This is a genomic window from Novosphingopyxis sp. YJ-S2-01, from assembly GCF_016093175.1.
Lineage (GTDB): Bacteria > Pseudomonadota > Alphaproteobacteria > Sphingomonadales > Sphingomonadaceae > Novosphingopyxis > Novosphingopyxis iocasae.
Genome location: NZ_JAEDAI010000001.1, coordinates 1,553,491 through 1,577,121 on the forward strand (window position 1 = coordinate 1,553,491; position 23,631 = coordinate 1,577,121).

A 23,631-nucleotide genomic window follows, 5' to 3' on the forward strand; every position below is an offset into this window, starting at 1 on the left:
CGCCGAGAAGAACAGTATTTAGACAGGCTCTGTATGAACGGTGCTGCTGTTGAAGAGGGACTTATCCCTCCCAGACGCTCACCACATCGTCCAATGCGGGCCGCGGCCGTTCTTCCATTTCCGCGCCAAGCGACCCCAAGAACAGGATTCCCGCGATCTTTCCGCCCTGGGGCGCGAAGGCTTCGGTTACCAGCGGATCGGTGCTCGCCCAGCCGGTGATCCAGCCGCTGACATAGCCGCTGGCATTGGCGGCGTGGCACAGGTTCATCACCGCCGCGCCGCAGCTCAGTTCCTGTTCCCAGCGCGGGATTTTGGCGCTTTCGACCGGCGCGAAGCTGGCAACCATGATCGCCGCGTCGTAATCGGCCATCTGGCAAGCCGCCTCAACGGAGGCATCGCGCGCGTCCGGATTGGCGGCGCGGAAGGCGCGGTCCAGCAGCGCGCGAAAGGCGGGGCGAGCCTCGTCCGGCACGATCGCGAAGCGCCAGGGTGCCAGCTTGCCATGATCGGGCGAGCGCGCGGCGATCGCTGCAAATTCGCGCATTTCGGCAGTGTCCGGACGCTTGCCCGCCATCTCGCGTGGCTTGGCCGAGCGGCGCGTGGTCAAGTATTTGAGCGGGCTGGAAAGATCGTTGAAGGTCATGGGCCCAAGGTGGGCGCGCGGTAACGTTTCGGCAACAATGTTCTTCACAGCCGCAATTTTTGCGTTAGGTTGCGCCGCCATATGGCCCGCGCGCAGACGGGTGTGTTTGATTGGAAGAGGGGTTCGGAGTGGGTTTCAAAGCTGTCGGATTGTGGAACGAGGGTGACTGGATCGCCGCTGCTGGTTCCGTCGCGCTGATATTCTTCCTGTGTCTGGGCGCTTATGCGGTTCTGCAGCCCAAGAAGGAATTCGCCGGCCATCCCAAGGGACTTTACGTCCTGTTCTTCGCCGAAATGTGGGAGCGCTTCTCCTATTACGGCATGCGGGCGCTGCTGACGCTCTATCTCGTCAAGCACTGGCTCTATTCCGATGGGCAAGCGAATTTCATTTACGGTGCCTACACCTCGCTCGTCTACATCACGCCGGTGCTAGGCGGATGGCTGGCAGACCGCTATCTGGGGCAGCGCAAAGCGGTGCTGTTCGGTGCGGTGCTGCTGACGATCGGCCACTTTTTCATGGCGTTCGAGGGCGATGCGGCCGCGGGCTATGAGAACAATCCTGCGATCAATGTTTTCTGGTTGGCACTGGCCTTCATCATCGTCGGTTCGGGCTTCCTGAAGGCCAATATCTCGGTGATCGTCGGGCAGCTTTACCCGCGCACGGACATCCGCCGCGACGGCGCCTACACCATCTTCTACATGGGCATTAACGTCGGTGCCGCCGTTGGCACGATCATCGCGGGTTATCTGGGCGAGACGCTCGGCTGGTCCTACGGCTTCGGTGCCGCAGGCATCGGCATGCTGCTCGGTCTCGTCGTGTTCGTGATTGGCAAGCCGCTGCTTCTGGGCCAGGGCGAGCCGCCGGTTCCGGCCAAGCTGCGCGAAAGCGTGATGGGCCTGAAGCTGGAATGGTTTCTCTACGTGCTCGGCTTCGTCGGCGTTGCCATCATCTGGGCGCTGATTCAGTACCAGTCGGTAGTCGGCTGGCTGATGCTGGTGTCGGGCGTGCTGCTGCTGCTCTATGTGCTGAAGGAGGCGTTCAAGCTGGACAAGGACGCACGCGACCGTGTGTTCGCAATGATCTTCCTCATCCTGCTGCAGCCGGTCTTCTGGGGCCTGTTCGAGCAGGCCGGCGGATCAATCAACCTGTTCACCGATCGCTTCGTTGACCGGGCGGGCGTGCCGACCTCGCTGTTCCAGTCGATCAACCCGATCTACATCATCCTGATGGGCCCGATCTTCGGTGCGCTCTGGCCGTTCCTGGCCAAGCGTGGCTGGGAGCCGTCGACGCCTGCCAAGATGGGCCTGGGCATCGTGCAGATGGGCTTTGCCTTCGTGGTGCTGGTACTCGGCGCGAACTCGATCGGTGCGGCCGCGCTGGTGCCGGTGCTGTTCATCTTCCTGTTCTACTTCTTCTCGACCACCGGCGAGCTTTGCCTCAGCCCGGTGGGCCTCTCGGCCATGAACCGCCTGTCGGTGACGCATATGGCCAGCCTGATGATGGCCGGCTGGTTCTTCGGCACGGCGGGCGGCAACTTTGTTGCCGGGTTCATCGGATCGGTGATGGGCGAGGGCGAAGGCGGCGAGATGACGCGCGAGGGCGCGCTGTCGATCTACTGGTCGATCGGCCTTGTCGCTATCGGTGTGGGCGTGTTTGTCGTGCTTGTATCCCCGCTGGTGAAGAAGCTGATGCATCTCGACACGCTGCGTGACGACGATGTTGGCGATGATCTGGAGGGCCAGCGCGAGGCGGCAGAGCCGCAGGCCGCGGGTATCCATCCGACCACACGCGATTGATAAGGGGTAAGCAGGGGTGAAAAATTGGGGGCTCGCGGGCACGTTGCTGCTCGCTCTGGGGGGCTGCGCCGCGGCCGGTAACGGCCCGGCAACGGCATCGGGCACAAGCGCGGAGCAGCGGCCATCCGCGCTTGCCGAAGGGGAGGCGCCCTTCGCCTCCACCTACCGCGCATACCCGTCCTCGCCGACAGTGGTGCGAAACGTCACGCTATTCGACGGTGAGGGCGCGCGCATCGACAACGCCTCCATCGTCATGAGCGGCGGAGAGATCGTTGGCGTCGGCGCAGGCGATATGGCCGCGCCTGCCGGGGCGATCGAGATCGACGGGACCGGCAAGTTCGTGACGCCGGGCATCATCGACGTGCACAGCCATCTCGGCGTCTATCCTAGTCCCAGCGTCGAGGCGCATTCGGACGGCAATGAGGCGACCGATCCGCTCACTCCCGATGTGTGGGCTGAACATAGCGTCTGGCCGCAGGACCCCGGTTTCAGCCGGGCCATGGCCAATGGCGGCATCACCTCGCTGCAGATCCTGCCCGGTTCGGCGAACCTGGTCGGCGGACGCTCGGTGACGCTGAAGAACGTCTATTCGCGCACCGTGCAGGGCATGAAGTTCCCGGGCGCGCCCTATGGCTTCAAGATGGCCTGCGGGGAAAACCCCAAGCGCGTCTACGGCAGCCGCGGGCGCAAGCCCTCCACCCGCATGGGCAATCTGGCGGTGGACCGGCAGATGTGGGCCGATGCGCGCGGATATCGCGCCAACAAGGACCATAAATATGATCTCGCCAAGGAAACGCTGACCGGCGTTCTCGACGGCGAGATCCTGGTGCACAATCACTGCTACCGCGCCGATGAGATGGCCCAGGTGATCGATATGGCCAAGGAAGCGGGCTACAAGGTCACCGCCTTTCATCACGCCGTGGAAAGCTACAAGATCGCCGATATCCTGCGCGATAACGACATTTGCTCCGCGGTCTGGGCGGATTGGTGGGGCTTCAAGATGGAAGCCTATGACGCGATCCCCGAGAACGCGGCGCTGCTGCAGAATTCGAACGCTTGCGTCATCATTCATTCGGACGATGAAAACGGCATTCAGCGCCTGAACCAGGAGGCGGCCAAGGCGCTTGCCGACGGACGGCGGATGGGCATCGACATTTCGGACGCCACCGCGATCCGCTGGCTCACCTACAACGCGGCCAAGGCGCTGGGGATCGAGGAGATGACCGGCAGTCTGAAGCCCGGCAAGATGGCCGATGTAGTGCTGTGGAACGGCAACCCCCTCAGCGTCTATTCGCGCCCGGAAAAGGTGTGGGTCGACGGCGCGCTCCTCTACGATGCTGACGATCCGTCGCGCCGCCCGGTGAGCGATTTCGAACTCGGCCAGCCCGGATCGGGAGACGTGAAATGAGCCGCCCGTTCATGGCTAAGGCGGCCGCGATCGCTGCCGCGCTGCTCGCTACCGCATCGCCGCTTGCTGCCCAGACTTATGCCATCACCAACGCGAAGATGGTGGCCGGGGACGGCAGCGCGCCGGTCGATGGCGCCACCGTCGTGATCCGCGACGGGCGCATCGTGGCGGCAGGCACCGGCGTCGCCGTGCCTGCGGGCGCGGAGACGATCGATGCGGGCGGCAAATATGTGACGCCGGGCCTGTTCGCGGGCTTCAGCCGCGTCGGCTTGTCGGAGGTGGATGCGGTCTCTTCCACCAACGATACCCGCGCCAATGATTCGCCGTTCAATGCCTCGATCGACGTTGCGCCGGCGATCAACCCGACGAGCACCGCTTTCGGTGTCAGCCGCGCCGCCGGGGTCACCCGAGCGGTCGTCTCGCCCGCCAGCGCCACCAGCATCTTTGCCGGACAGGGCGCGCTCGTGGACCTGGGCGACGATTATGACGCGGTCACCGTGCCGCGCGCCTTCCAGTTCGCCGAGATGGGCGAGGCCGGTGCGCGCGAGGCCGGCGGCAGCCGCGCAGCGACGCATGCGCTGTTCCGCAACGCGCTGCGCGAGGCGCGCGATTTCGGTAACCGCGCGAACATTCATGGCGGCGGCAGCGCCCCTGTGGAAGGACAATCGCTGTCCAGCGTCTCGCCTGACCTGCGCATGCTGGAAAGCAATGCCGAGCGGCCGCAGGACGTACTGCTCACCCGCTTCGATGCTGCGGCGCTGGTGCCGGTGGTGCGCGGCACGCAGCCGCTGCTGGTGCATGTCGAAAGCGCCAACGACATCCTGCGAGTGCTGGACCTGAAGCGCGAATTTCCGAACCTGAAGCTCGTGCTCGTGGGCGCGAGCGAGGGCTGGCGCGTGGCGGATCGCATTGCCGCATCGGGCGTGCCCGTTATCGCCTCGGCGCTCAACGATCTGCCCGCTTCGTTCGAGAAGCTGGCGGCGACCCAGTCCAATGTCGGGCGGATGCGCGATGCCGGCGTGAAAGTAGCGATCGGCATGATCGATGATGAGGATGCGCATCAGCTGCGCTATGCCCCGCAATATGCGGGCAACCTCGTCGGCCTGCAAAAGGTGCCGGGCGCCACGGGCCTGACCTGGGATGAAGCGTTCGCGGCCATCAGCGGCGATGTTGCCGATATCATGGGCGTGGGCGAACGGATGGGTCATCTGCGCGCCGGTGCTGCGGGCGATGTCGTCCTTTGGTCCGGCGATCCGCTGGAGCTGAGTTCGACGCCCGAGCGCGTCTGGATCGACGGCGTCGAACAGTCGCTCGACAACCGTCAGGCGCGTCTGCGCGAACGCTATCGGAACCCGCAGGAAGGCGTGTTGCCCAAGGCTTACGACCACTGATCGAAGGATAAATGCGATGAGGAGACTGCCACAATGACCACGCTCCTCATCGCCGCCATCGCCTTCGTCGGCACCCATTTCCTGATGAGCCATCCGCTGCGCGCGCCGATGGTGCGGCTGCTCGGCAACTTCTTCTTCCTCGGCGCCTATTCGGCGGTCTCGATCGTCACGCTGATCTGGATGATCCAGGCCTATAATGCCGTGCCGCCGGGCGAGGCGGCGTGGGCGGTGGGCGATCCGCTCTGGGCGGTCGCGACCGTGCTGATGTGGTTCGGATCGGTGCTGTTCGTCGGCTCGCTGCTCGGCAATCCGGCTTTCCCCTATGTGATCGCAGGCGAGGCGGGGGCGCGGGGGCCCAAGGGCGTCTTCGCCATCACGCGCCACCCGATGATGTGGGGCATCGCCTTGTGGGGGATCGTCCACATCCTGATCGCGCCGCGGCCCGCGAACTTCGTGCTGAACGGCGCGATCATCATTCTCGCGCTCGTCGGCTCGGCGCTGCAGGACGGCAAGAAAAAGCGGCTGCTGGGCGAGGCCTGGCGCGGCTGGGTCGCGCGCACGAGCTACTTCCCCTTTGCGCGTGGTTTCGCGATGCCCGGCGCGACGGCGCTGATCGGCGGCACGCTGCTATGGCTGCTGGCGATGTACGGCCATCGCTGGTTCGGGATCATGGGCGCGGGGGTTTTTCGGTGGGTATGAGCCCGCCCGCCGCCCGTTTCCGCCAGCCCTGAGCCTGTCGGATGGCCATTTTTTTGGAGCGCCCGGGCCTATCCAATCCCGTAGTCCTGAGCTTGTCGAAGGACGCTTCTCCGACACGGTCGTGCTATCCGGACAGACGCCCTTCGACAGGCTCAGGGCTCACGGATTTTTGGGGTGAGCGTTACCGCCGCACCATGCTCATCATCCGCTCGCCATAGCGCGGGCCGGCGGTGCCGCCGACGGGGGCGGCGGCGTCGAGGTCGTCCAGATCCTCGCGCGTCAGCTTGAGCTCAGCGGCGGCCATCGAATCCTCCAGCGTGGCACGGCGTTTCGAGCCCGGGATCGGCACGATGAAATCACCCTGATGCAGAAGCCAGGCCAGCGCGACCTGCGCGGCGGAGCGCTTGTGGCGGCGCGCCACTGTTTCAACCACCTCGACCATCTCCAGGTTCTTCTGAAAATTCTCGCCCTGATAGCGCGGATCGTTGCGGCGATAATCGCCCTCCGGCAAATCCTCGAACCGCTTGATCTGGCCCGTCAGGAAACCGCGCCCGAGCGGGCTGTAGGGTACGAACCCGATGCCGAGGTCCTGGACCAGCGGCAGGATTTCCTCCTCGATCGTGCGCTCCCACAGCGAATATTCGCTTTGCAGCGCGGTGATCGGGTGCGTGGCGTGCGCGCGGCGGATGGTGTCCGCGCCCGCTTCGGACAGGCCGAGATGGCGAACCTTGCCCTCTTCAATCAGCCGCGCCATCGCGCCCACCGTATCCTCGATCGGCACATTGGGATCGACGCGGTGCTGGTAGAACAGGTCGATCGTCTCGATACCGAGGCGCTTCAGGCAGCCTTCGCACGCGGCCCGCACATTTTCGGGGCGGCTATCGGTGCCCTTGGTCTCACCGTCCTGAATATCGAACCCGAATTTGGTGGCGATCACCAGCCGCTCGCGCCGCCCCCGGATTGCCTCGCCCAGCAGTTCTTCGTTCTTGTAGGGACCGTAGACTTCCGCCGTGTCGAAGAAGGTTACGCCCAGCTCGATCGCGCGGTCGATCGTGGCGAAGCTCTCCTTGCGGTCCGCCTCGCCATACATGTTCCGTCCCACGCCCGCCATCGGCATGCAGCCGAGGCCGAGGGCGGACACCTCAAGCGGGTTGTTCTGCGGTCCGAGCGTGCGCGTCTTCATGATGCTGTCCTTTCCTGCGCGCGAGATAGCCTTTCACCTCACGCCTGATTTCTGGTGCGAACAGATACAACGCAAGAATGTTCGGAAGGGCCATCAGAATGAACGCGCTGTCGATCAGCTTCACCACTTGCCCCAGGTCCAGCACCGCGCCGACGGGCAGTGCGGCGATGTAGATGAACTTGTAGATGCGCCGCGCTGCGGCGGAATGGCCGAACAGATATCCCCAGGCCTGCTGCCCGTAGAAACCCCAGGAGCAGAGCGTGGAATAGCCGAACAGGAACACCGCGACCGCGAGCAGATAGACCAGCCAGGGCGCGACGGTGGCAAAGGCGGCGACGGTCACCTGAATGCCTTCCAGATCCTGCGTGTAGGTGCCCGCCACCACCATGGCGAGCGCGCCGAGCGAGCAGATGACCACGGTGTCGATGAACGGTTCGATCAGCGCCACCAGGCCTTCGGACGCGGGCTCCTTCGTGCGGGCCTGTGCGTGCGCCATCACCGCGCTGCCGATGCCGGCCTCCGACGAATAGACCGCGCGGCGCATGCCGATGACGAACGCGCCGATGGCGCCGCCTGCCGCGGCCTGCCCGGTAAAGGCATCGCCGACGATCAGCGCCAGCGCTTCGGGGATGCGCTCATATCCCATGATCAGGATCGCGAAGACGCCGAGCAGATAGACGCCGCCCATGGCCGGCACCACGAGCGAGGTGACGCGGCTGAGCCAGCCGACGCCGCCAGCCACCACCAGGCCCACCATCGCGGCCATGATAATGCCGTAGATCCAGGCGTTGCCGTCGGTCTGCGCGAAACCGAAAACGTCGGCCACCGCCACGAAGCTCTGGTTCACCTGAATGAGCGGGATCGCGCCCATCAGCGCGCAGACCGCGTAGACGCCGCCCATGACAAGGCCGGTCTTGCCCCAGCCGCGGCCCTTCAGCCCGTTCTTCATCGAATACATCGGCCCGCCGCGCACCTCTCCGTTCGCATCCACCTCGCGGTAGATGAGGCCCAGCGTCACTTCGGCGCATTTCAGCGTCATGGCGAACCAGCCGATGCAGAACATCCAGAACACCGCGCCGGGGCCGCCCACCGTCAAAGCTATGGCGACGCCTGCGATATTGCCGAGGCCCACGGTGGCGGACAGCGCGGTGGTGAGCGCGGAGAACTGGCTGATCTGCCCGGGCTCGTCCGGCGCGCCCAGCCGTCCCCGGATGATCGCGAACCCGGTGCCCAGGTGGCGCAGGTTCACGAAGCCGAGATAGGCGGTGAAGAACAACATCGGCACCGCCAGCCACAGCACCACGATCTCGATCGAGATGCCGAAGAGCGAAACCTGCGTGAACACGATGTCCGACAGGCCGTTGATGCCCTGGTTGAGATATTGGATCATGCGCTGTCTTCGGCTCCCTGCTGAACCGGTGGTGATAGGCGCGGTTGCGCCCAAGTCCAAGCAGCGCTGCTTGAGGGCGGGTAAAGCGTGGGTTGGGCAAGCCCTCTCGCAATTCCGGCGGCGTGAGGGTAAGAGCGCGCCGACCAGCCAAGGGAGAGTTTATGCCAGGCAGTTATTTCGGCACCGACGGCATCCGTGGCCGCGCCAACAGCGCGCCGATGACGCCGGAAATCGCGATGAAGGTGGGCCAGGCCGCTGGCACCCACTTCTTGCGCGGGGACCACAAGCACCGCGTGGTGATCGGCAAGGACACGCGCCTGTCCGGCTATATGATGGAAAACGCGCTCGTCGCGGGATTTACCAGCGTAGGCATGAACGTGGTGCAGTTCGGGCCGATCCCGACGCCCGCCGTCGCCATGCTGACGCAGGCGATGCGCGCGGATCTGGGCGTGATGATCTCCGCCAGTCACAACCCCTATGTCGATAATGGCATCAAGCTTTTCGGTCCCGACGGCTTCAAGCTTTCGGACGAGGATGAGGCCGCGATCGAGGCGCTCTTGGCGTCGAATGACATCTCGCTCGCCGATGCCACCGAAATCGGCCGGGCGCGCCGCGTGGAGGATGCGCGCGGACGGTATATCCATGCGGTCAAGTCCTCCTTCCCGCAGGATGTGCGCCTGGACGGACTGCATATCGTGGTCGATTGCGCGAACGGCGCAGCCTATCAGGTGGCCCCGTCCGCCTTCTGGGAACTTGGCGCGAAGGTCACCACCATCGGTGTCGATCCCAACGGCAAGAACATCAACGATGCCTGCGGCTCCACCCATATCGAGACGCTCCAGAGCACGGTGGTTGCCGCCGGGGCGGACATCGGCATCGCGCTGGACGGTGATGCGGACCGGCTGATCGTGGTCGACGAGAAGGGCCAGCAGGTCGATGGCGACCAGATCATGGCGCTGATCGGCCGCAGCTGGAGTCGCAACGGCCTGCTGCGCGGGGACGGCATCGTCGCCACGGTGATGAGCAATCTGGGCCTTGAACGCTTCCTTGCAAGCGAGGGGCTGGAGCTGCATCGTGCCAAGGTGGGCGATCGCCATGTGCTGGAAATGATGCGGCGCAAGGGCATGAATGTCGGCGGCGAACAGTCCGGCCATATGATCATGCTCGATCATGCGACGACGGGCGACGGCACCATCGCCGCGCTGCAGGTGCTGGCCGAACTGGTGAACAGCGGCAAACCGGCGAGCGAGCTGCTGCACCTGTTCGAACGGGTGCCCCAGCTCCTCAAGAATGTGCGCTACGGCGCGGACGCGAAGCCGCTGGAGGACAAGGCCGTGCAGCAGTGCATCGCCGATGCGGAAGGCGAGCTGAGCGGCAAGGGCCGCCTCGTCATCCGCAAATCGGGCACCGAACCGCTGATCCGCGTGATGGCGGAAGGCGATGACGAAGCGCAGGTCGAAGCGGTGGTGGACCGCATCTGCGAGGCGGTGCAGGCCGCGGCGTGAAGGATCTGCAAAGCTTCGGCCGCCCGGCGCGGATCCTGATTATCGCCGGTTCGGACAGCTCCGGCGGCGCGGGCGTTCAAGCGGATATCAAGACCGTCACCATGTTCGGCGGCCACGCGATGACGGCGATCACCGCGATCACCGCGCAGAATTCGCGCGGCGTTCACGGCGTGCACCCCGTGCCGACGCAAATGGTGCTCGATCAGATCGAGGCCTGCGTGAGTGATATTGGTGTGGACGCGGTGAAGATCGGTATGATCGGCAGCGCGGAAACGGCGCAGGCGGTGGCGGAGATGCTAACCGGCTTAGGCGAAAGCATTTCCATCGTGCTCGATCCCGTGATGGTCGCCAGCAGCGGTTCGGTGCTGGCGGACGAGGCCACTATTGCCGCGTTCGGATCGTTGATGGACGTCGCTACCTTGGTGACGCCGAACCTGCCAGAACTGGCCGCGCTAGGCGGGGAGGATGCGATCCTCCGCCATGGCACCGCTCTCCTGGTGAAGGGCGGGCATGCCGAGGGCGCCGAGATCACCGATCGGCTGATCGCCGCGGACGGCACCGAAACCCGCTGGACCGATGCGCGCATCGATACGCCGCATGATCACGGCACCGGCTGCACGCTCGCCAGCGCCATTGCCGCCGGGCTGGGGGAGGGCAGGGCGCTGCCCGATGCGATCGCCCGAGCCCGCGCCTTCGTGCGCGCAAGCCTTCGCGCCGCGCCCGACTTTGTGGCCGATAACGGGCCGATGGGGCAGCAGGCGGTGAAAGTAGAAGAGCTTTGAATGCCCCTTCTTCCATTGCACCCGCTTCCGTAGCAGGCGTGGACGAGGCGGGGCGCGGACCGCTCGCCGGCCCGGTGGTGGCCGCCGCCGTCATCCTGTGCGGCAAGGAAATCCGCGGCCTTGCCGACAGCAAGGTGCTGAGCGCAGCCCGGCGCGCACAGCTCGCTTCGCGCATTCAAGAGCGCTGCCAGTGGGGCATCGGCATCGCCAGCGTGGAGGAAATCGACGCGCTCAACATCTTTCAGGCGACCATGCTCGCCATGGCCCGCGCGGTCGAGGCGATGTGCGAACGGCATGGCTGCGATCCGGCGGAAGTGCTGGTGGACGGCAATCTTACCCCCGCAGGGCGCCGCGCGGAATGGCGCTGGCCCGCCCGCGCCGTAGTGGGCGGGGATCGGCTGGAACGCTGCATCTCCGCCGCCTCGATCATCGCCAAGGAGCATCGCGACGCGCTGATGCTGGAGGCCGCCGAAACCTGGCCGCATTATGCGTGGGACCGGAACAAGGGCTACGGCACCGCCGCGCATCTCGCGGCCCTGCGCGAACATGGCCCCAGCCCGCTGCACCGCCGCAGTTTTGCTCCGGTGGCGCAGCTTCTGCTGATCTAAACCCCCTCCCCTTGAGGGGGGAGGAGCGAGACTTGGGAGCTTGCTGCCTAGTCGCGGCGGTGGGGGCGGGGCGGATGCGCGTTAACGTCGGCGCCGCTGGGCTCCACCCTCCTCCAACGCCGCCTAACCAGCAAGCTGGTAAGGCTCCGTATCCTTCTCCCCTCGAGGGAGAAGGTTTTAGGAACAGCCGAGTCTTTTTGGCCACACCCCATATCTATACCCACAAGCTATCCACAGGCCCCATATGTCGTGGGGGACTCATTTCGTTCCCGCTCCGTTAACCATCGTTTCACGCTTCCAGCGCAGGGTTAAGCCGCTTGACCTAGCGCGCCGTCGGACTCAGTCTGGGGGCCGAAACAGGGAAGGGAGATCGATGGGGGTCATCGAAACCATCGCGCGTGCGCCGTCACGCAAGAAGACGAATATCGCGCCTCCGGCGGTGCTGCCGCTGGGGGAAATCCTGCGCGGCGACTGTATCGAGGCGATGCGCGCGCTGCCCGATGCCTGCGTGGACATGGTGTTCGCGGATCCGCCGTATAACCTCCAGCTCGGCGGCGATCTGCACCGTCCGGATGGCAGCCATGTCGATGCCGTGACGGATGACTGGGACAAGTTCGATACCTTCGCCGCCTATGACGCCTTCACGCGCGCCTGGCTGGCCGAGGCACGCCGCATTCTGAAGCCGTCCGGATCGCTCTGGGTGATCGGCAGCTATCACAACATCTTCCGCGTGGGCGCGGCGGTGCAGGATCTGGGCTACTGGATCCTGAACGATATCGTCTGGCGCAAGTCCAATCCCATGCCGAATTTCCGCGGCACCCGCTTCACCAACGCGCATGAGACGCTGATTTGGGCGGCGCATTCGGAAAAGGCGAAGTACACCTTCAACTACCGCGCGATGAAGACGCTGAATGATGAGCTTCAGATGCGCAGCGATTGGAGCTTCCCGATCTGCGGCGGGCAGGAGCGGCTCAAGAAGGACGGGCACAAGGCACACCCGACGCAAAAGCCCGAAGCGCTGCTCTATCGTCTGCTGCTCGCCACCACCAATCCCGGTGACATCGTGCTCGATCCCTTCTTCGGCACCGGCACCACCGGCGCGGTCGCCAAGCGGCTGGGCCGCCAGTGGATCGGCATCGAGCGGGAGGACGGCTATTGCGAAGTCGCGCTGGAACGCATCGAGGCGGCGCTGCCGCTGGATGAAAGCGCGCTCAAGACCATGCAGAGCCCGCGCCAGCAGCCCAAGGTGCCCTTCGGCACGCTGGTGGAAACCGGCTATCTCGCGCCCGGCGCGAAGCTGTGGTGCAAGAAGCGCAAGCTCACCGCCACGGTGCGCGCGGACGGATCGCTGGAGAATGCGGGCGAAACCGCGAGCCTGCACAAAATGGGCGCGGTGCTGCAAGGCGCGCCGAGCTGCAATGGCTGGACCTTCTGGCATTACGAGGCCGAAGACGGCGCGCTGAAGCCGGTCGACGCCCTGCGTCAGACCTATCTGCTGGCGACCGAGGCCTAACCCACCTGCCGCTTGCGGGAGGGGCCGGGGGTGGGCCGTGGACTACCCCCCATAATTGCGAGGAGCGTAGCGACGCGGCAATCCAGTGCGGATGCAGCGCTACAATGGCCCTGGATTGCTTCGCCTTCGGCTCGCAATGACGTAGGGCGCAACCAAAACCTGCATTCCCAAAAGGCCGCCCATGACCCTCTATCTTCGCCCCACTGCTTTCATCGACAGCCCGCAGCGCCATGACGGGGCAGGCGAGCGGCTGGCGGGGACGATGCTGTGGTTCGGCGCGGTCGAATGGATCGAGGACGGCACGCGCCGCATGGTCGCCGCCGCCGATGTGCCCGCGCAGATCGACGCGCTGTCCGGTGACCGCCAGGCCCGCGCGCGCACCATCTGGCGCAACCTCACCGGCCCACGTGCTGCCCTGACGCTGGGCGATCGCGTGCTGCGGCTCGATCAGCCGCATGTCATGGGCATCCTCAACATGACGCCCGACAGCTTTTCCGATGGCGGGCGCTTCACCGACGATCCCGCCGCCGCGGCGGAAGCGGGGGTGGCCATGGCGCAAGCCGGAGCTTCGCTGGTCGATGTCGGCGGGGAATCCACCCGCCCCGGCGCGCCCACCGTGTGGGAAGGCGACGAGATCGAGCGCGTCCGTCCGGTGGTGGAACGGCTCGCGCGCTCCGGCACGCCGGTGTCGATCGACACGCGCAAGGCCGCGGTGATGGAGGCTGCGCTGGCCGCCGGGGCACATCTGATCAACGATGTGTCCGCGCTGCTGCACGATCCGCGCGCGCTGGAGGTGGCGAAGGCGAGCAGCGTGCCGATCTGCATCATGCACGCGCCCAGCCAGGGCGCGAACCCGCATGAGGGTGCGGCCTATGTCGACGCGGCGCTGGACGTCTATGACTGGCTGGAACGCCGCATCGCCGCGCTGGTGGAGGCGGGGATCGACCGCGCACGCCTGATCGTCGATCCGGGCTTGGGCTTCGGCAAATCGGTGGCGGACAACGCCGCGCTCCTCAACAACCTGAGCCTTTATCACGGCCTCGGCTGCCCGCTATTGGTGGGCGCCAGCCGCAAGCGCATGATCGGCGCGCTCTCCAACGAGGCGCCCGCGGACAGGCGCCTCGGCGGATCGCTGTTCCTGACGACGAAGGCGATCGAGGCCGGCGCGCAGATCGTGCGCGTTCACGACGTCCCCGAAACGGTGCAGGCCGCCCGCGTCTGGCGGGGCCTGCGGGACGCAGCCCTCACCGCGCGGGCGTGAGGCGGGTCAGCCTGCCTTCTTCATGAACGCGGCCTCGATCTGCAGGTCCACATTGTCGCCGACCATCGGAATGCCGTAGCCCAGGCCGAAATCGCTGCGCTTGATCGATCCCGTGCCGCTGAAGCCCAGCGCCTCGCCGCCGCCCATCTGCTCGGGCAACTGGCCCGCGCCGTAAAAGCGCGCGTTCAGCGTCACCGGTTTGGTGATGCCGTTCAGCGTCAGATTGCCGGTGATGGTCGCGCTCTGGCGCTCCACCTTCACTGCGGTGGAGACGAAGCGGGCGTCCATCGGGTTCGCGCCGAAGAAATCGGGCTGCGCGCCGTCCTTGCCCGCACGCAACAGATGGTCGGTCAGCCCCTGGCTGGCGGTGACGACCTTCGCAATCGGGATGGTCACATCGACGGAGGCGGCAGACGGATTCTTCGGATCGAACATCAGCATGCCCGTCACATCGCCGAAGATGCCGGTATAGGGCGAAATCCCCATATGATCGAGCGTCCAGACCACCAGCGTATGCGCCGGGTCCGCCTCATAATGCCCGCCGCTGATGGCGGAAACATCCGGCGTTCCCGGCGGGGTGGCCTGATGCTGCGCCGGATCATGCGCGGCAACGGCGGTGGTGGAAAGCAAAGCAATGGCGGCGGCGTGAATAAGGCGCATGGGGACGAAAGCTCCGGTTGATAATGCGCCGCGATAGTGGCGTGCTTGCGATGGTTAGGCAAGGGATCGCGCACGTCCCGCCGCCCCCGCCTCCTTCACCGGGAATGCGGCCTCACTGGGAATAGATGATCCGGATGCGGACCCAGGCGCCCACCTGGCTCTGCCCGCCCACGCGCGGGGGGCGCACGCGGAATTGCCAGGCGGCGGCGAGTACGGCCTGCATGATGTTCGATCGCGCGGGCGACTGGTCCAGCCCGGTGCAGTCCTCCACCCGGAAATTCGCCACCGTACGGCACTCGATCGTCGCCCAGCCCGGCTCCGCTACGGTTGAGAGATAACCCTTCAGCTCCGCATCGGTCGGCTCGCGGTACCAGGCGGCGGCGTAGAGCGGCTGGCCGTTCTTGGCGGTGCCCACCCGCTCGGTATCGCCGCGCCGCGGGCCGCCGACCGGCCCCATCATCGGCTTGGGCGCGGCCGAGGCGGAGGGCGCGGGCTTTGACGGCATGTTGTTCAGATCCGCCGCCGCCATCTGGTTGGGCGATAGCGTGATCATCGCGGGCGCCTTCGTCACCTGCACCTGCGGCGGCGTGACCGCGGACGGCGGCGCGGCCTTGCTGGGCGGAACCGGAGGCGCGGGCCGGGCAGGGGCAGGCTCGCTGGGCGGGGGCGCGGCGTCGGGATCGGCCAGCGGCTCGTCCGCTGCGGTTTCGGGCGCGGGGCTCTCCGGCTCGGGCGCGGGCGGAGCGGCGATATCGAGCACGGTGGTCATGTCCGCCACCTTGCGCTGCGGCTCCATGACGCGCGGGCCGAAGGTGAGCAGCGCCAGCACCAGCAGCCCTTCGATCAGCAGCGTGAGCGCGATGCCGCCCGCCCGCTCCCCGAACCGCCCGCGCAGTCGGTCCATCCAGGACGGCTCCGGCGGCATATCGAATGCGGCGAGGGTGGAGGCATGGGGGGAGGAAGACGCCGCATCGGCGAAGGACGCTTCACGGGTGGGCGGCGTTTCGGCGGGGAGGAACTGGGTCAAAGAGCCTCGATCAACAACAAACAACCGCGCCCCCACGCAATGACATGGCGCGTGATAGGCGCGTGGGGGGAAGGAGGCAATGGGGGGTGGGCGGCAGCTTGTGAGCTTTGACCAGATTGGCAGGTCTCGGGTAGCAAAAATTTTGAAGCTGCCAGCAACCCGGACTTTGCAGTAACGGAAATAGAGCTGATGCGCAAAGCTCGGATCTTAAACTGTCTCAATAAACCCTTGAAGCTCGCGCAGATGTGTTCGTTAAAACGGGCTGTGCGGAATGTTTTAATGTAGCCGAGATCGGTAAAACTGTTGTAAAGAAGGAGTTGGTGGGGCGCGTCCACCCAATAATTCAAAAATTCTTCCATCCCTAAGCGAACTTGGTATGCGTATTGCGCGTCCGCCAGACTGCTTTCTTCTGACGTTCGCTTCTCCCAAAACAGCTAACAGAATTGCCTGAAAGAACCAGATTTCGTATTTGCCGCGAACCCAGAGCTTTGGCTCATCCGTGTTGAGAGCGCGTGTCCATTTCAAGATGGAAGCTAGGGGGGGCAAGCGACCATTAACAACCACTGCGCGCTTAAACCGCGCGAACCCTTCTTTCGTCACTGACGGAACCGTCCCGGACATCTCTACAATACCTCTTAGGCCCACAGTATTATTTAAATTCGGAGAAAGTCTGGCATCTTTTGATGCCAATATCCAGCCAGTTAGGGGTCGAAGTTCAGTATAAAAACCTGAGAAAGCACTCTTGAATGCGATTTCAATTCTTGCGAACTCTGGGTCAGCGACTGAAATTCGAACCACATCCGTCAACAGAATTTTCGCAGCTTCCCACGAGGAGATGTCGTTTTCGATGGAGTAGCCATCTGTTATATAGGTTGCATCATCAATGACAACCTGCGAGCCTAAGAAGTCATCGTAGTCGCGATCCACGAAAAAAAGGCATCCGGCTATATCGTATCCGTCGGCGACAATCGTGTCGCGAACTTCGATCACATTTCGCTTGCCGCCACAGTCGTAAATATGGAGAGGTTTCGTGCCAGTATGGCGGCGCGCCTCCGGCATGTAGAAAAGGCTATCTTCTTCTCCTTCAAAGAAGAAATGATAAGACTCCTGAGAGGGATCAAAAAGGATCCGAAACTGGTGGAGTGCAACGATGTCGGACTTCGCCTCCTCGGCGAGATAAACCGCATAATCGTCCATGTCAGACTGCCTTAGGTGAATTTACCGTTCGACGGCGCAAATCGACAGCTGCAGACTTTAGATGATTCTGGTAAATAAATGGACTGTGCGTAACTGACAATATAAAACTGCAGTGTGCAGATTCCAGAATGTCAGTGAGGAATCTCTTTTGCCAAGGGACTGAAAGGGATAGCTCTGGTTCATCTATGATTACAATCTGATCTTCGGCATCATCTAAATACAGGTGAGAGAATAGAGATACTACCTGCTTTTCACCTGACGAAAGCATGCTTAAATCAATTGGTCTGCCCCCATCATCAACGATGGTTACGGTGAACTTTGTATCATCATAGATCATGGCCTTTCCCGGCTTCAAATAGGCATTACAGACTTCGACGAATGCAGAAACCTCCGCCTCCTGTCGGGATATGTCTGCACTGGCACTCATTAACCTAGTGAAGTAATGCGCCAGATAAAGGTCATTTACTTCCATTTCAGCGCGTCTCTTGCCTTTCATGCTCAATATCTTTGCGCGGAGAAGATCCTTCTCTTCTGTGGAAAGAACCTGTTCACTGACTCTTCCTAGTATGACCGATAAACCGTCTTCATCCAGTCCGGCAATTTGCGCTGGCGAGTACTGATCGGCTGTTCCCTTGATTACATCTCTTAGGTAAAGGCCCGATAGATCGTTGAACTGTGACAGTGAGTAATCGCGCAAAAATCTGCTCTTGAGGTCAATATTCGATCGGACGTCTTCCATGCCAAAGCTGACCAGGTCAACATAATGCTTTGCAGATCTTGTAAAGCTAAATGGTCGTCCTGCGGACCGAAGGCGGTCCTCAAGATCGGGCATGATCTCCTTCAGATCTTTCTCAATTCTTCTATAGGTCGGAAGATATAGAGTTCTTCCGGGCAACTTAGCCGTGAGCTCTCGTTCAAGATTGACGCGAGGAGCGGAAAACAGGTCGTCATCCTCATAGCTCGTGAATCGGCGGAATATCGACATCTGAAGATGTCGGACCTCTTCCCTGGAGATCGCTAGGGACTCTGCGAACTTTTCACGTATGCGCGGCCCCATCTTTCTTGAAGAAACGAACTCTTCTAATAGGCCTTCCGCACGGAGCTTGTCCACGTAGACTGACATCCGCGAGGATGGGGGAAACTCTCGGAGCACTCGGTCAAGTTGCGAAAGCCCGGTGATGTCTGCTCGCGCTGCGCGAATCTCGGTGTCACCAAACCAGAGCGCGACCTCGGAAAAGTCGTACTCTGCTAAGCGGGACCATTGTCGGGAAACAAAGAAATAGAAGATGTTTGTAACGCTGCTTTTGCCAATGCCGTTCGGACCAACGAGGATCAGCGCGTTTCTGTCAATCGGCAGCGTAATGTCGCGATTGCCGAACAGTCCCTTAATTTCAAACTTACTAGGCTTTTGCATCCTAATCCTCAGGTCGAGAGCGGCATTCACAGAGGAACTATGATTGGCGTTCAATTGGGTATTGTTGCTATGCTCGATCGGGGTGTCTGAGCAAGAGCCTTTATCAAGGCGCCGATGGGAAGGGGCAGATTTATAAGTAACGACAACTTCGGGCTCAGGAGCAGCCTGATCGAGCAACTAGATTGAGGCGTCAAGCTGCCCTGATTGTCAACCGCCACGGCTCAACAAAACTTATAATATGAGGCCAGCCATCACCGGCCCCGCGCTTTTCTCATCAATGGTCGATGACGGTGCCGGCTACGGTGCCTGCGCCGCCGCCTACGGCTGCTCCGGTGGCGACGTCTCCGCCCGAGGCGGCGGCGATGCCGGCGCCTTTCAGCGTCGAGCAGGCGGAGAGCGATCCGGCGGTGGCCAGGATCAGGAGCGACACGCCAGTCTTTTTCATGGAAGACCATTCTGCTGGGCTTTGGGATGAAGCCTTCAAGCGCAAACGGGCGATATGTTTCCCGGCCCCACGAAAGTTGCGCGCGCATCGGCCTGCTTTTCAACGCTTCCAACGTAGGAACAAAGGTGAAACAAGCGGGGCATGTCCCGTACGCCGCGCCGTCATCGTCTGCCGCATGCCGCCGCCCGGTCGCGCTCTTTGGGGGAGCGGCAAGCGGTGGTGGCGGCGCCGATCGCGTTCGATCCGGTGCCGATGGCGCGGCGGCGGGCGGGGGGTTGGTCGGCGGATCGGCAGCGCGCCTTCATCGCGGCGTTGCAGCGCGGGGCGAGCGTGACGCTGGCGGCGCGGTCCGTCGGGCTGTCGCGGCAATCGGCGCTGGCGCTGCGTTCGCGCCCCGGTGGAGAGGGGTTTGCCGAGGCCTGGGATGTGGCGATCGCCATGGCGTGCGGCGATGCGGAGGAGATTTTGCGCGACATCGCCGTGCACGGGCACCGCGTGCCGCTGGTCCATCGCGGGCGGAGGCTGGGGGAAATGCGGCGGTTCGATACGCGGCTGCTGCTTCGGTTGCTTGCGGCGTCGGATCGGGTGGCGGATCGCTCTGTGGATCGGGCGGCGGCGGCGTCTGCCGCTGCGGCTCCGGCGCTGGTCGGCCCGGACGGGAGCGAAGCGTTGAGTGCGCGGGAGCTCGGCTTTTTGCGAACGGTTTTGCGCAAAAGCCGCGCGGGGCGACAAGCGTGACAGCTTTGGAGGGATCGGTGGCCGCGCTCAGGCCGCGGCGTTGTCGATGCCCCCGAGCGGCGGTCAGGCCGCGGCGTTGTCGATGCCCCCGAGCGGCTGTCAGGCCGCGGCGTTGTCGATGCCCCCGAGCGGCTGTCAGGCCGCGGCGTTGTCGATCCCTAAGTCGGCCAGCTTGCGGTAGAGCGTGGAGCGGCCAATGCCGAGGCGGCGGGCGACCTCCGTCATGCGTCCGCGATAGTGGCCGATGGCCAGGCGAATGACGTCCGCCTCGATCGCGTCGAGCGGGCGAAGGTTGCCGTCTGCCTCGTACAGCGTCACGCCGATGCCGTCGGCATGCTGGGTCGGCGGCGCGGTGGCGACGCCGCTGGCGCGCACCGCCTCGGCGATCAGCGGGAACTCGGCGGCGGTCAGCGCATCGCCCTCGCACAGCACGGAGGCGCGGAAGAGCACGTCCTGCAGCTGGCGGACGTTGCCGGGCCAGTCATATGCGCGCAGCAGGGCCAGCGCTTCGTCGGTGATGCCGAGGCTTCGGAGGCCCGGCTGGGTGGCGAGGCGGGCGAGGAAGTGGCGGGCCAGCGCGCTGAGGTCTCCGGTGCGTTCGCGCAGGGGTGGGATGGCGAGCTGCACCACGTTGATGCGGTAGAACAGGTCTTCGCGGAAGGTGCCGGCGGCCAGCATCGGCTCCAGCGGCTCGTCCGCGGCGGTGATGAGGCGCACGTCGATGCGGTAGCTGTGCGGGCTGCCGAGCGGCTGGATCTCGTTGTCGGTGACGAGGCGAACGAGCCGCACCTGCGTGGCGCTGGGCAGCTTGTCGATCTCGTCGATGAAGATGGTGCCGCCGTCCGCCTGCTGGAGAAGGCCGACGCGCCGGTCGAACGCCCCGGTGAAGGCGTTCTTCTCATGCCCGAACAGCACCGAATCGAGCAGGTTCTCTGCAATCGATCCGCAGGAGACCTTGAGCAGCGGCTGCTTGGCGCGCGGGGAGGCGGCGTGGATGGCGTCGGCCAGCGTCTCCTTGCCCACGCCGCTCTCGCCCTCGATGAAGACCGGCACTCGGCTGCGCGCGGCCTTGGCGGCGATGGCGAGCGCTGTGCGGAAGGCGGGGGCCGCGCCGATGATCTCCTCGAAGGCGAGTTCCTGCCCCAGCTTCTCGCTGAGCGGTTGCAGCTCGCCCGCTTGATTGGTGTTCTCCACTGCCTGATCGAGCGCGGTCATCAGCCGTTCGGGGGCGACGGGTTTGATCAGATAGTCGGACGCGCCCGCGCGCATGGCGGCGACGGCGCCCTCGGTGGAGCCTGAACTGGTGAGCAGCAGGATGGGGAGCGCGGGGCGGCGGGCCTTGAGTTCGGCGATCAGCTCTGCGCTGTCGGAGCCGGGAGCCCATTGGTCGAGCAGGATCGCGTCCAGCATCATGCCATCTTGCGTGCCCAGCATGGCGATCGCGGTCTCCGAATCGGGCGCGAACACCGTGCGCCAGCCGGCACGTGACGCGATCGCGGAAACGAGGCGGCGCTGTGCCGGTTCGTCGTCCACAAGCATGAGCAGGCGCACGCGCCCCTCCTCGATGGCCTCGAAAGCCCTGTGCTGGTCCACACCCATAACCAAGGCTGGTACAGCAAAGCGGTAAAGGCCGGATTAAGCAGGACCGGGGCCGATCGAAATGCAAGGGTGCTTGAGCCTTGCGGCGCTTCGCCCTAGGGAGGAAGAAACGCAACACCCCAGATCAAGAGGGCATATAATGGCTGGTGGCACCGAACATCCCAAGGTCGATATCAACAAGGCGTCGGAGAGCTATTCACGCTTCATCGGCATGACGAAGGTCGCCATGGCCGTTGTGGCTGTCGTCGTCGTTATCGTCATTCTGCTGATCAGCTGAGGCGAGGGCATGGGCTTCAAGATCGCCGTTCTGAAGGAAACCGCAGGCGGAGAACGGCGGGTCGCCGCCGTGCCGGAGACGGTGAAGAAGCTCTCAGCGCTGGGCGCCACCGTTGCGGTGGAACAGGGCGCGGGTGCGGGCGCGACGGTGAGCGATGAAGCCTATCGCGAAGCCGGGGCGGAAGTCGGCGATCGCGCCGCCGTCCTGAAGGACGCCGATCTGGTGTTTGCGGTGCAGGGGCCTGATGCCGCCGATCTGGCGGGTGCAAAAGACGGCGTGATGCTGGCCGCCGCGCTCGATCCGTTCGGCAATCGCGATCGGATCGATGGTTATGCGAGCGCCGATATCGATGCGCTGGCGATGGAGTTCATGCCGCGCATTACCCGCGCGCAGTCGATGGATATCCTGTCCTCTCAGTCGAACCTCAACGGCTACAAGGCGGTGCTGGACGCCGCGCACCATTATGGCCGTGCTTTTCCGATGATGATGACGGCAGCGGGCACGGTTTCTGCCGCGCGGGTTTTCGTGATGGGGGTCGGTGTTGCCGGGCTGCAGGCGATTGCAACGGCCAAGCGTCTGGGGGCGCAGGTCAGCGCCACCGATGTGCGCTCGGCCACCAAAGAGCAGATCAAGTCGCTCGGTGCCAAGCCGATCTTCGTCGAATCGGTGGAGGGGATCGAGGGGGAAGGCTCCGGTGGCTACGCGACCGAGATGTCCGAGGAATATAAGAAGGCGCAGGCCGAACTTGTTTCCGATCACATCGCCAAGCAGGATATCGTCATCACTACCGCGCTCATTCCGGGCCGGGCAGCGCCGCGCCTTATCAACGATGCACAGATCGCAAGCATGCGAGCCGGCAGCGTCATCGTGGACCTTGCCGCAGAGCAGGGGGGCAATGTGGAAGGCGCGGTTGCCGGAGAGGCAGTGGAGCGTCACGGCGTCACCATTCTGGGCGCCAAGGATATGGCGTCGACGATGGCGGCGGATACTTCCGCATTGTTCGCACGCAATCTCTACAATTTCGTCAACGCCTTCTGGGCGGACGATACGGACGCACCCGTTTTCCCGGACGATGATGAACTGGTGAAGGGTGTGCGCGTTACCAAAGACGGCAAGGTTGTTAGTGAGCGACTGCTCGCTGACTGAATGCGGGCCCATCTAGTTGTTACGTCGCGGCTAGGTAATTGATGCGGACCGAAAATATTTATTTTCAGCGGAGCCGTGCGGGGGTGGAGCGGCGTTATTCTGAGCGAGACTGAAACCAAAATCGCTCAGGAGATACTGATGAAAAAGACCATGGCTATTGCCGCAGCCGCACTCGCCGCCTCCCTCGCCGGTTGCCAGAATATGGGCATGATGGATGACGGGATGTCGACCACCGCCAGCGCGAGCGCCAACAGCACCGTGATGGTGGGTGGCGCTGCGATGTATCCCACCCGCAATATCATTCAGAACGCGGTCAACAGCAACGAGCACACCACGCTTGTCGCAGCTGTAAAAGCTGCCGGACTTGTCGATACCCTGTCCGGCCCTGGTCCGTTCACGGTCTTCGCGCCGACCAATGCCGCATTTGATGCGCTTCCCGCCGGTACGGTGGACAACCTTCTGATGCCTTCGAACAAGGCGAAGCTACAGAAGGTGCTTACCTATCATGTGGTGCCAGGTCGCATTACCGCAGCCGATATTGCCGCGAAGATCCGCGCAGGCGGCGGCACCGCCACCTATACGACCGTCGAGGGTGAGCCGCTCACCTTCCGCATGAACGGCAACGAAATTGTCGCGACCGGTGTAGGCGGCGGAACGGCGACCGTCACGCAGCCCGACGTGATGCAGTCCAACGGCGTGATCCATGTTGTGAACGGCGTGGTACTTCCGCGCATGTAGTTCCTTCTCCTTCGGGCGGTTGCCCCCTCCCGCCCGCTGGTGAGCGCATGGTCCACAGTGGATCGGGCGCTCTTTTTTTATGAGTATGGTTCAGCCCGCCACGGGGGGGGGGGGCATGGGGGCGGAGTTGGCGGCCACGCCGACACATGCCGCTCGACAGCGCCGGCGCGCTTTGCAACAAGGCATGAAGGGAAAGCATACAGCGGGGCAG

Annotated in this window: 22 protein-coding genes; 13 read left to right on the plus strand and 9 right to left on the minus strand. The window is 63.9% G+C overall.

What is annotated here, in order from left to right; genetic code table 11:
- Positions 1 to 61: 61 nt before the first annotated feature.
- Positions 62 to 643, minus strand: coding sequence for a nitroreductase family protein (locus tag I6A82_RS07615; protein ID WP_198094381.1), 582 nt, complete (start codon positions 641 to 643; stop codon positions 62 to 64).
- Positions 644 to 771: 128 nt separating this feature from the next.
- Here I6A82_RS07615 and I6A82_RS07620 point away from each other — a divergent pair, with 128 nt between their 5' ends.
- Genes I6A82_RS07620 through I6A82_RS07635 form a run of 4 tightly spaced genes read left to right on the plus strand, consistent with a single transcriptional unit; the run spans position 772 to position 5,937 of the window.
- The gene (locus tag I6A82_RS07620) at positions 772 to 2,439 is read left to right on the plus strand and encodes a peptide MFS transporter (RefSeq protein ID WP_332310944.1); all 1,668 of its coding nucleotides are present in this window, start codon (positions 772 to 774) and stop codon (positions 2,437 to 2,439) included.
- Between the two features lie 16 nt (positions 2,440 to 2,455).
- Entirely contained in the window at positions 2,456 to 3,847 is a 1,392-nt protein-coding gene (locus I6A82_RS07625; protein WP_198094382.1) for an amidohydrolase, read from the plus strand.
- On the plus strand, positions 3,844 to 5,238 hold the full coding sequence (locus I6A82_RS07630) for an amidohydrolase family protein (RefSeq protein ID WP_232343345.1): 1,395 nt from the start codon (positions 3,844 to 3,846) through the stop codon (positions 5,236 to 5,238). The genes I6A82_RS07625 and I6A82_RS07630 overlap by 4 nt, the downstream gene beginning before the upstream one ends.
- A gap of 33 nt (positions 5,239 to 5,271) precedes the next feature.
- Positions 5,272 to 5,937: an NnrU family protein gene (locus tag I6A82_RS07635; protein WP_198094383.1), complete on the plus strand. Its 666-nt coding sequence runs from the start codon at positions 5,272 to 5,274 to the stop codon at positions 5,935 to 5,937.
- A gap of 181 nt (positions 5,938 to 6,118) precedes the next feature.
- Here I6A82_RS07635 and I6A82_RS07640 read toward each other — a convergent pair whose 3' ends face one another.
- Positions 6,119 to 7,120 carry an aldo/keto reductase gene (locus tag I6A82_RS07640; RefSeq protein ID WP_198094384.1) on the minus strand — a complete coding sequence of 334 codons (1,002 nt, stop codon included), beginning with the start codon at positions 7,118 to 7,120 and terminating at the stop codon, positions 6,119 to 6,121.
- The gene (locus tag I6A82_RS07645; protein ID WP_198094385.1) at positions 7,080 to 8,510 is read right to left on the minus strand and encodes an alanine/glycine:cation symporter family protein; all 1,431 of its coding nucleotides are present in this window, start codon (positions 8,508 to 8,510) and stop codon (positions 7,080 to 7,082) included. Before I6A82_RS07645 ends, I6A82_RS07640 begins: the two co-directional genes overlap by 41 nt.
- 161 nt (positions 8,511 to 8,671) lie before the next feature.
- Here I6A82_RS07645 and glmM point away from each other — a divergent pair, with 161 nt between their 5' ends.
- The 5 genes from glmM (at position 8,672) to folP (ending at position 14,179) form a co-directional block, all read left to right on the plus strand.
- Positions 8,672 to 10,015 (plus strand): phosphoglucosamine mutase, encoded by a 1,344-nt coding sequence (glmM, locus tag I6A82_RS07650; protein ID WP_198094386.1) that lies wholly within the window; start codon positions 8,672 to 8,674, stop codon positions 10,013 to 10,015.
- Positions 10,012 to 10,797, plus strand: coding sequence for a bifunctional hydroxymethylpyrimidine kinase/phosphomethylpyrimidine kinase (thiD, locus tag I6A82_RS07655; protein WP_332310945.1), 786 nt, complete (start codon positions 10,012 to 10,014; stop codon positions 10,795 to 10,797). The genes glmM and thiD overlap by 4 nt, the downstream gene beginning before the upstream one ends.
- Entirely contained in the window at positions 10,794 to 11,405 is a 612-nt protein-coding gene (locus I6A82_RS07660; protein WP_232343346.1) for a ribonuclease HII, read from the plus strand. The genes thiD and I6A82_RS07660 overlap by 4 nt, the downstream gene beginning before the upstream one ends.
- A gap of 373 nt (positions 11,406 to 11,778) precedes the next feature.
- Complete coding sequence (locus tag I6A82_RS07665; protein WP_187335777.1) at positions 11,779 to 12,918, plus strand: site-specific DNA-methyltransferase; 1,140 nt, start codon at positions 11,779 to 11,781, stop codon at positions 12,916 to 12,918.
- Positions 12,919 to 13,099: 181 nt separating this feature from the next.
- Positions 13,100 to 14,179, plus strand: a complete 1,080-nt coding sequence (gene folP, locus I6A82_RS07670) for a dihydropteroate synthase (protein ID WP_198094387.1) — start codon at positions 13,100 to 13,102, stop codon at positions 14,177 to 14,179.
- 6 nt (positions 14,180 to 14,185) lie between these two features.
- Here the strand turns inward: folP and I6A82_RS07675 are convergent, their stop codons facing one another.
- The 5 genes from I6A82_RS07675 to I6A82_RS07695 form a co-directional block, all read right to left on the minus strand.
- Complete coding sequence (locus I6A82_RS07675) at positions 14,186 to 14,839, minus strand: YceI family protein (RefSeq protein ID WP_198094388.1); 654 nt, start codon at positions 14,837 to 14,839, stop codon at positions 14,186 to 14,188.
- Positions 14,840 to 14,951: 112 nt separating this feature from the next.
- Positions 14,952 to 15,866 (minus strand): hypothetical protein, encoded by a 915-nt coding sequence (locus I6A82_RS07680; protein ID WP_232343347.1) that lies wholly within the window; start codon positions 15,864 to 15,866, stop codon positions 14,952 to 14,954.
- A gap of 276 nt (positions 15,867 to 16,142) precedes the next feature.
- Entirely contained in the window at positions 16,143 to 17,063 is a 921-nt protein-coding gene (locus tag I6A82_RS07685) for a DUF4435 domain-containing protein (RefSeq protein WP_198094389.1), read from the minus strand.
- Position 17,064: 1 nt separating this feature from the next.
- Entirely contained in the window at positions 17,065 to 18,654 is a 1,590-nt protein-coding gene (locus I6A82_RS07690; protein WP_232343354.1) for an AAA family ATPase, read from the minus strand.
- A 97-nt stretch (positions 18,655 to 18,751) separates the two neighbouring features.
- A complete protein-coding gene (locus tag I6A82_RS07695; RefSeq protein WP_198094391.1) occupies positions 18,752 to 18,922 on the minus strand; it encodes a hypothetical protein in 171 nt (56 codons plus the stop codon).
- Between the two features lie 141 nt (positions 18,923 to 19,063).
- Between I6A82_RS07695 and I6A82_RS07700 the strand changes: the two genes are divergently transcribed.
- Positions 19,064 to 19,660 (plus strand): hypothetical protein, encoded by a 597-nt coding sequence (locus I6A82_RS07700; protein WP_198094392.1) that lies wholly within the window; start codon positions 19,064 to 19,066, stop codon positions 19,658 to 19,660.
- A gap of 135 nt (positions 19,661 to 19,795) precedes the next feature.
- On the opposite strand, the gene I6A82_RS07705 is transcribed toward I6A82_RS07700, so the two are convergent.
- Positions 19,796 to 21,259, minus strand: a complete 1,464-nt coding sequence (locus tag I6A82_RS07705) for a sigma-54-dependent transcriptional regulator (protein ID WP_198094393.1) — start codon at positions 21,257 to 21,259, stop codon at positions 19,796 to 19,798.
- 139 nt (positions 21,260 to 21,398) lie between these two features.
- On the opposite strand from I6A82_RS07705, the gene I6A82_RS07710 reads away from it, so the two are divergent.
- From I6A82_RS07710 to I6A82_RS07720, 3 genes are all read left to right on the plus strand, one after another.
- On the plus strand, positions 21,399 to 21,536 hold the full coding sequence (locus I6A82_RS07710) for a hypothetical protein (protein ID WP_187335784.1): 138 nt from the start codon (positions 21,399 to 21,401) through the stop codon (positions 21,534 to 21,536).
- A 9-nt stretch (positions 21,537 to 21,545) separates the two neighbouring features.
- Positions 21,546 to 22,682, plus strand: a complete 1,137-nt coding sequence (locus tag I6A82_RS07715) for a Re/Si-specific NAD(P)(+) transhydrogenase subunit alpha (RefSeq protein ID WP_198094394.1) — start codon at positions 21,546 to 21,548, stop codon at positions 22,680 to 22,682.
- A 138-nt stretch (positions 22,683 to 22,820) separates the two neighbouring features.
- Positions 22,821 to 23,420 carry a fasciclin domain-containing protein gene (locus tag I6A82_RS07720; protein WP_198094395.1) on the plus strand — a complete coding sequence of 200 codons (600 nt, stop codon included), beginning with the start codon at positions 22,821 to 22,823 and terminating at the stop codon, positions 23,418 to 23,420.
- The last annotated feature ends 211 nt before the right edge of the window (positions 23,421 to 23,631 follow it).

Bases quoted from the DNA above. Each gene is read 5' to 3' on its own strand.
- I6A82_RS07615 (WP_198094381.1), bottom strand. From the start codon at position 643: ATGACCTTCAACGATCTTTCCAGCCCGCTCAAATACTTGACCACGCGC.
- I6A82_RS07630 (WP_232343345.1), top strand. From the start codon at position 3,844: ATGAGCCGCCCGTTCATGGCTAAGGCGGCCGCGATCGCTGCCGCGCTG.
- I6A82_RS07635 (WP_198094383.1), top strand. From the start codon at position 5,272: ATGACCACGCTCCTCATCGCCGCCATCGCCTTCGTCGGCACCCATTTC.
- I6A82_RS07640 (WP_198094384.1), bottom strand. From the start codon at position 7,120: ATGAAGACGCGCACGCTCGGACCGCAGAACAACCCGCTTGAGGTGTCC.
- I6A82_RS07645 (WP_198094385.1), bottom strand. From the start codon at position 8,510: ATGATCCAATATCTCAACCAGGGCATCAACGGCCTGTCGGACATCGTG.
- glmM (WP_198094386.1), top strand. From the start codon at position 8,672: ATGCCAGGCAGTTATTTCGGCACCGACGGCATCCGTGGCCGCGCCAAC.
- I6A82_RS07665 (WP_187335777.1), top strand. From the start codon at position 11,779: ATGGGGGTCATCGAAACCATCGCGCGTGCGCCGTCACGCAAGAAGACG.
- folP (WP_198094387.1), top strand. From the start codon at position 13,100: ATGACCCTCTATCTTCGCCCCACTGCTTTCATCGACAGCCCGCAGCGC.
- I6A82_RS07675 (WP_198094388.1), bottom strand. From the start codon at position 14,839: ATGCGCCTTATTCACGCCGCCGCCATTGCTTTGCTTTCCACCACCGCC.
- I6A82_RS07685 (WP_198094389.1), bottom strand. From the start codon at position 17,063: ATGGACGATTATGCGGTTTATCTCGCCGAGGAGGCGAAGTCCGACATC.
- I6A82_RS07695 (WP_198094391.1), bottom strand. From the start codon at position 18,922: ATGAAAAAGACTGGCGTGTCGCTCCTGATCCTGGCCACCGCCGGATCG.
- I6A82_RS07700 (WP_198094392.1), top strand. From the start codon at position 19,064: ATGTCCCGTACGCCGCGCCGTCATCGTCTGCCGCATGCCGCCGCCCGG.
- I6A82_RS07705 (WP_198094393.1), bottom strand. From the start codon at position 21,259: ATGGGTGTGGACCAGCACAGGGCTTTCGAGGCCATCGAGGAGGGGCGC.
- I6A82_RS07710 (WP_187335784.1), top strand. From the start codon at position 21,399: ATGGCTGGTGGCACCGAACATCCCAAGGTCGATATCAACAAGGCGTCG.
- I6A82_RS07715 (WP_198094394.1), top strand. From the start codon at position 21,546: ATGGGCTTCAAGATCGCCGTTCTGAAGGAAACCGCAGGCGGAGAACGG.
- I6A82_RS07720 (WP_198094395.1), top strand. From the start codon at position 22,821: ATGAAAAAGACCATGGCTATTGCCGCAGCCGCACTCGCCGCCTCCCTC.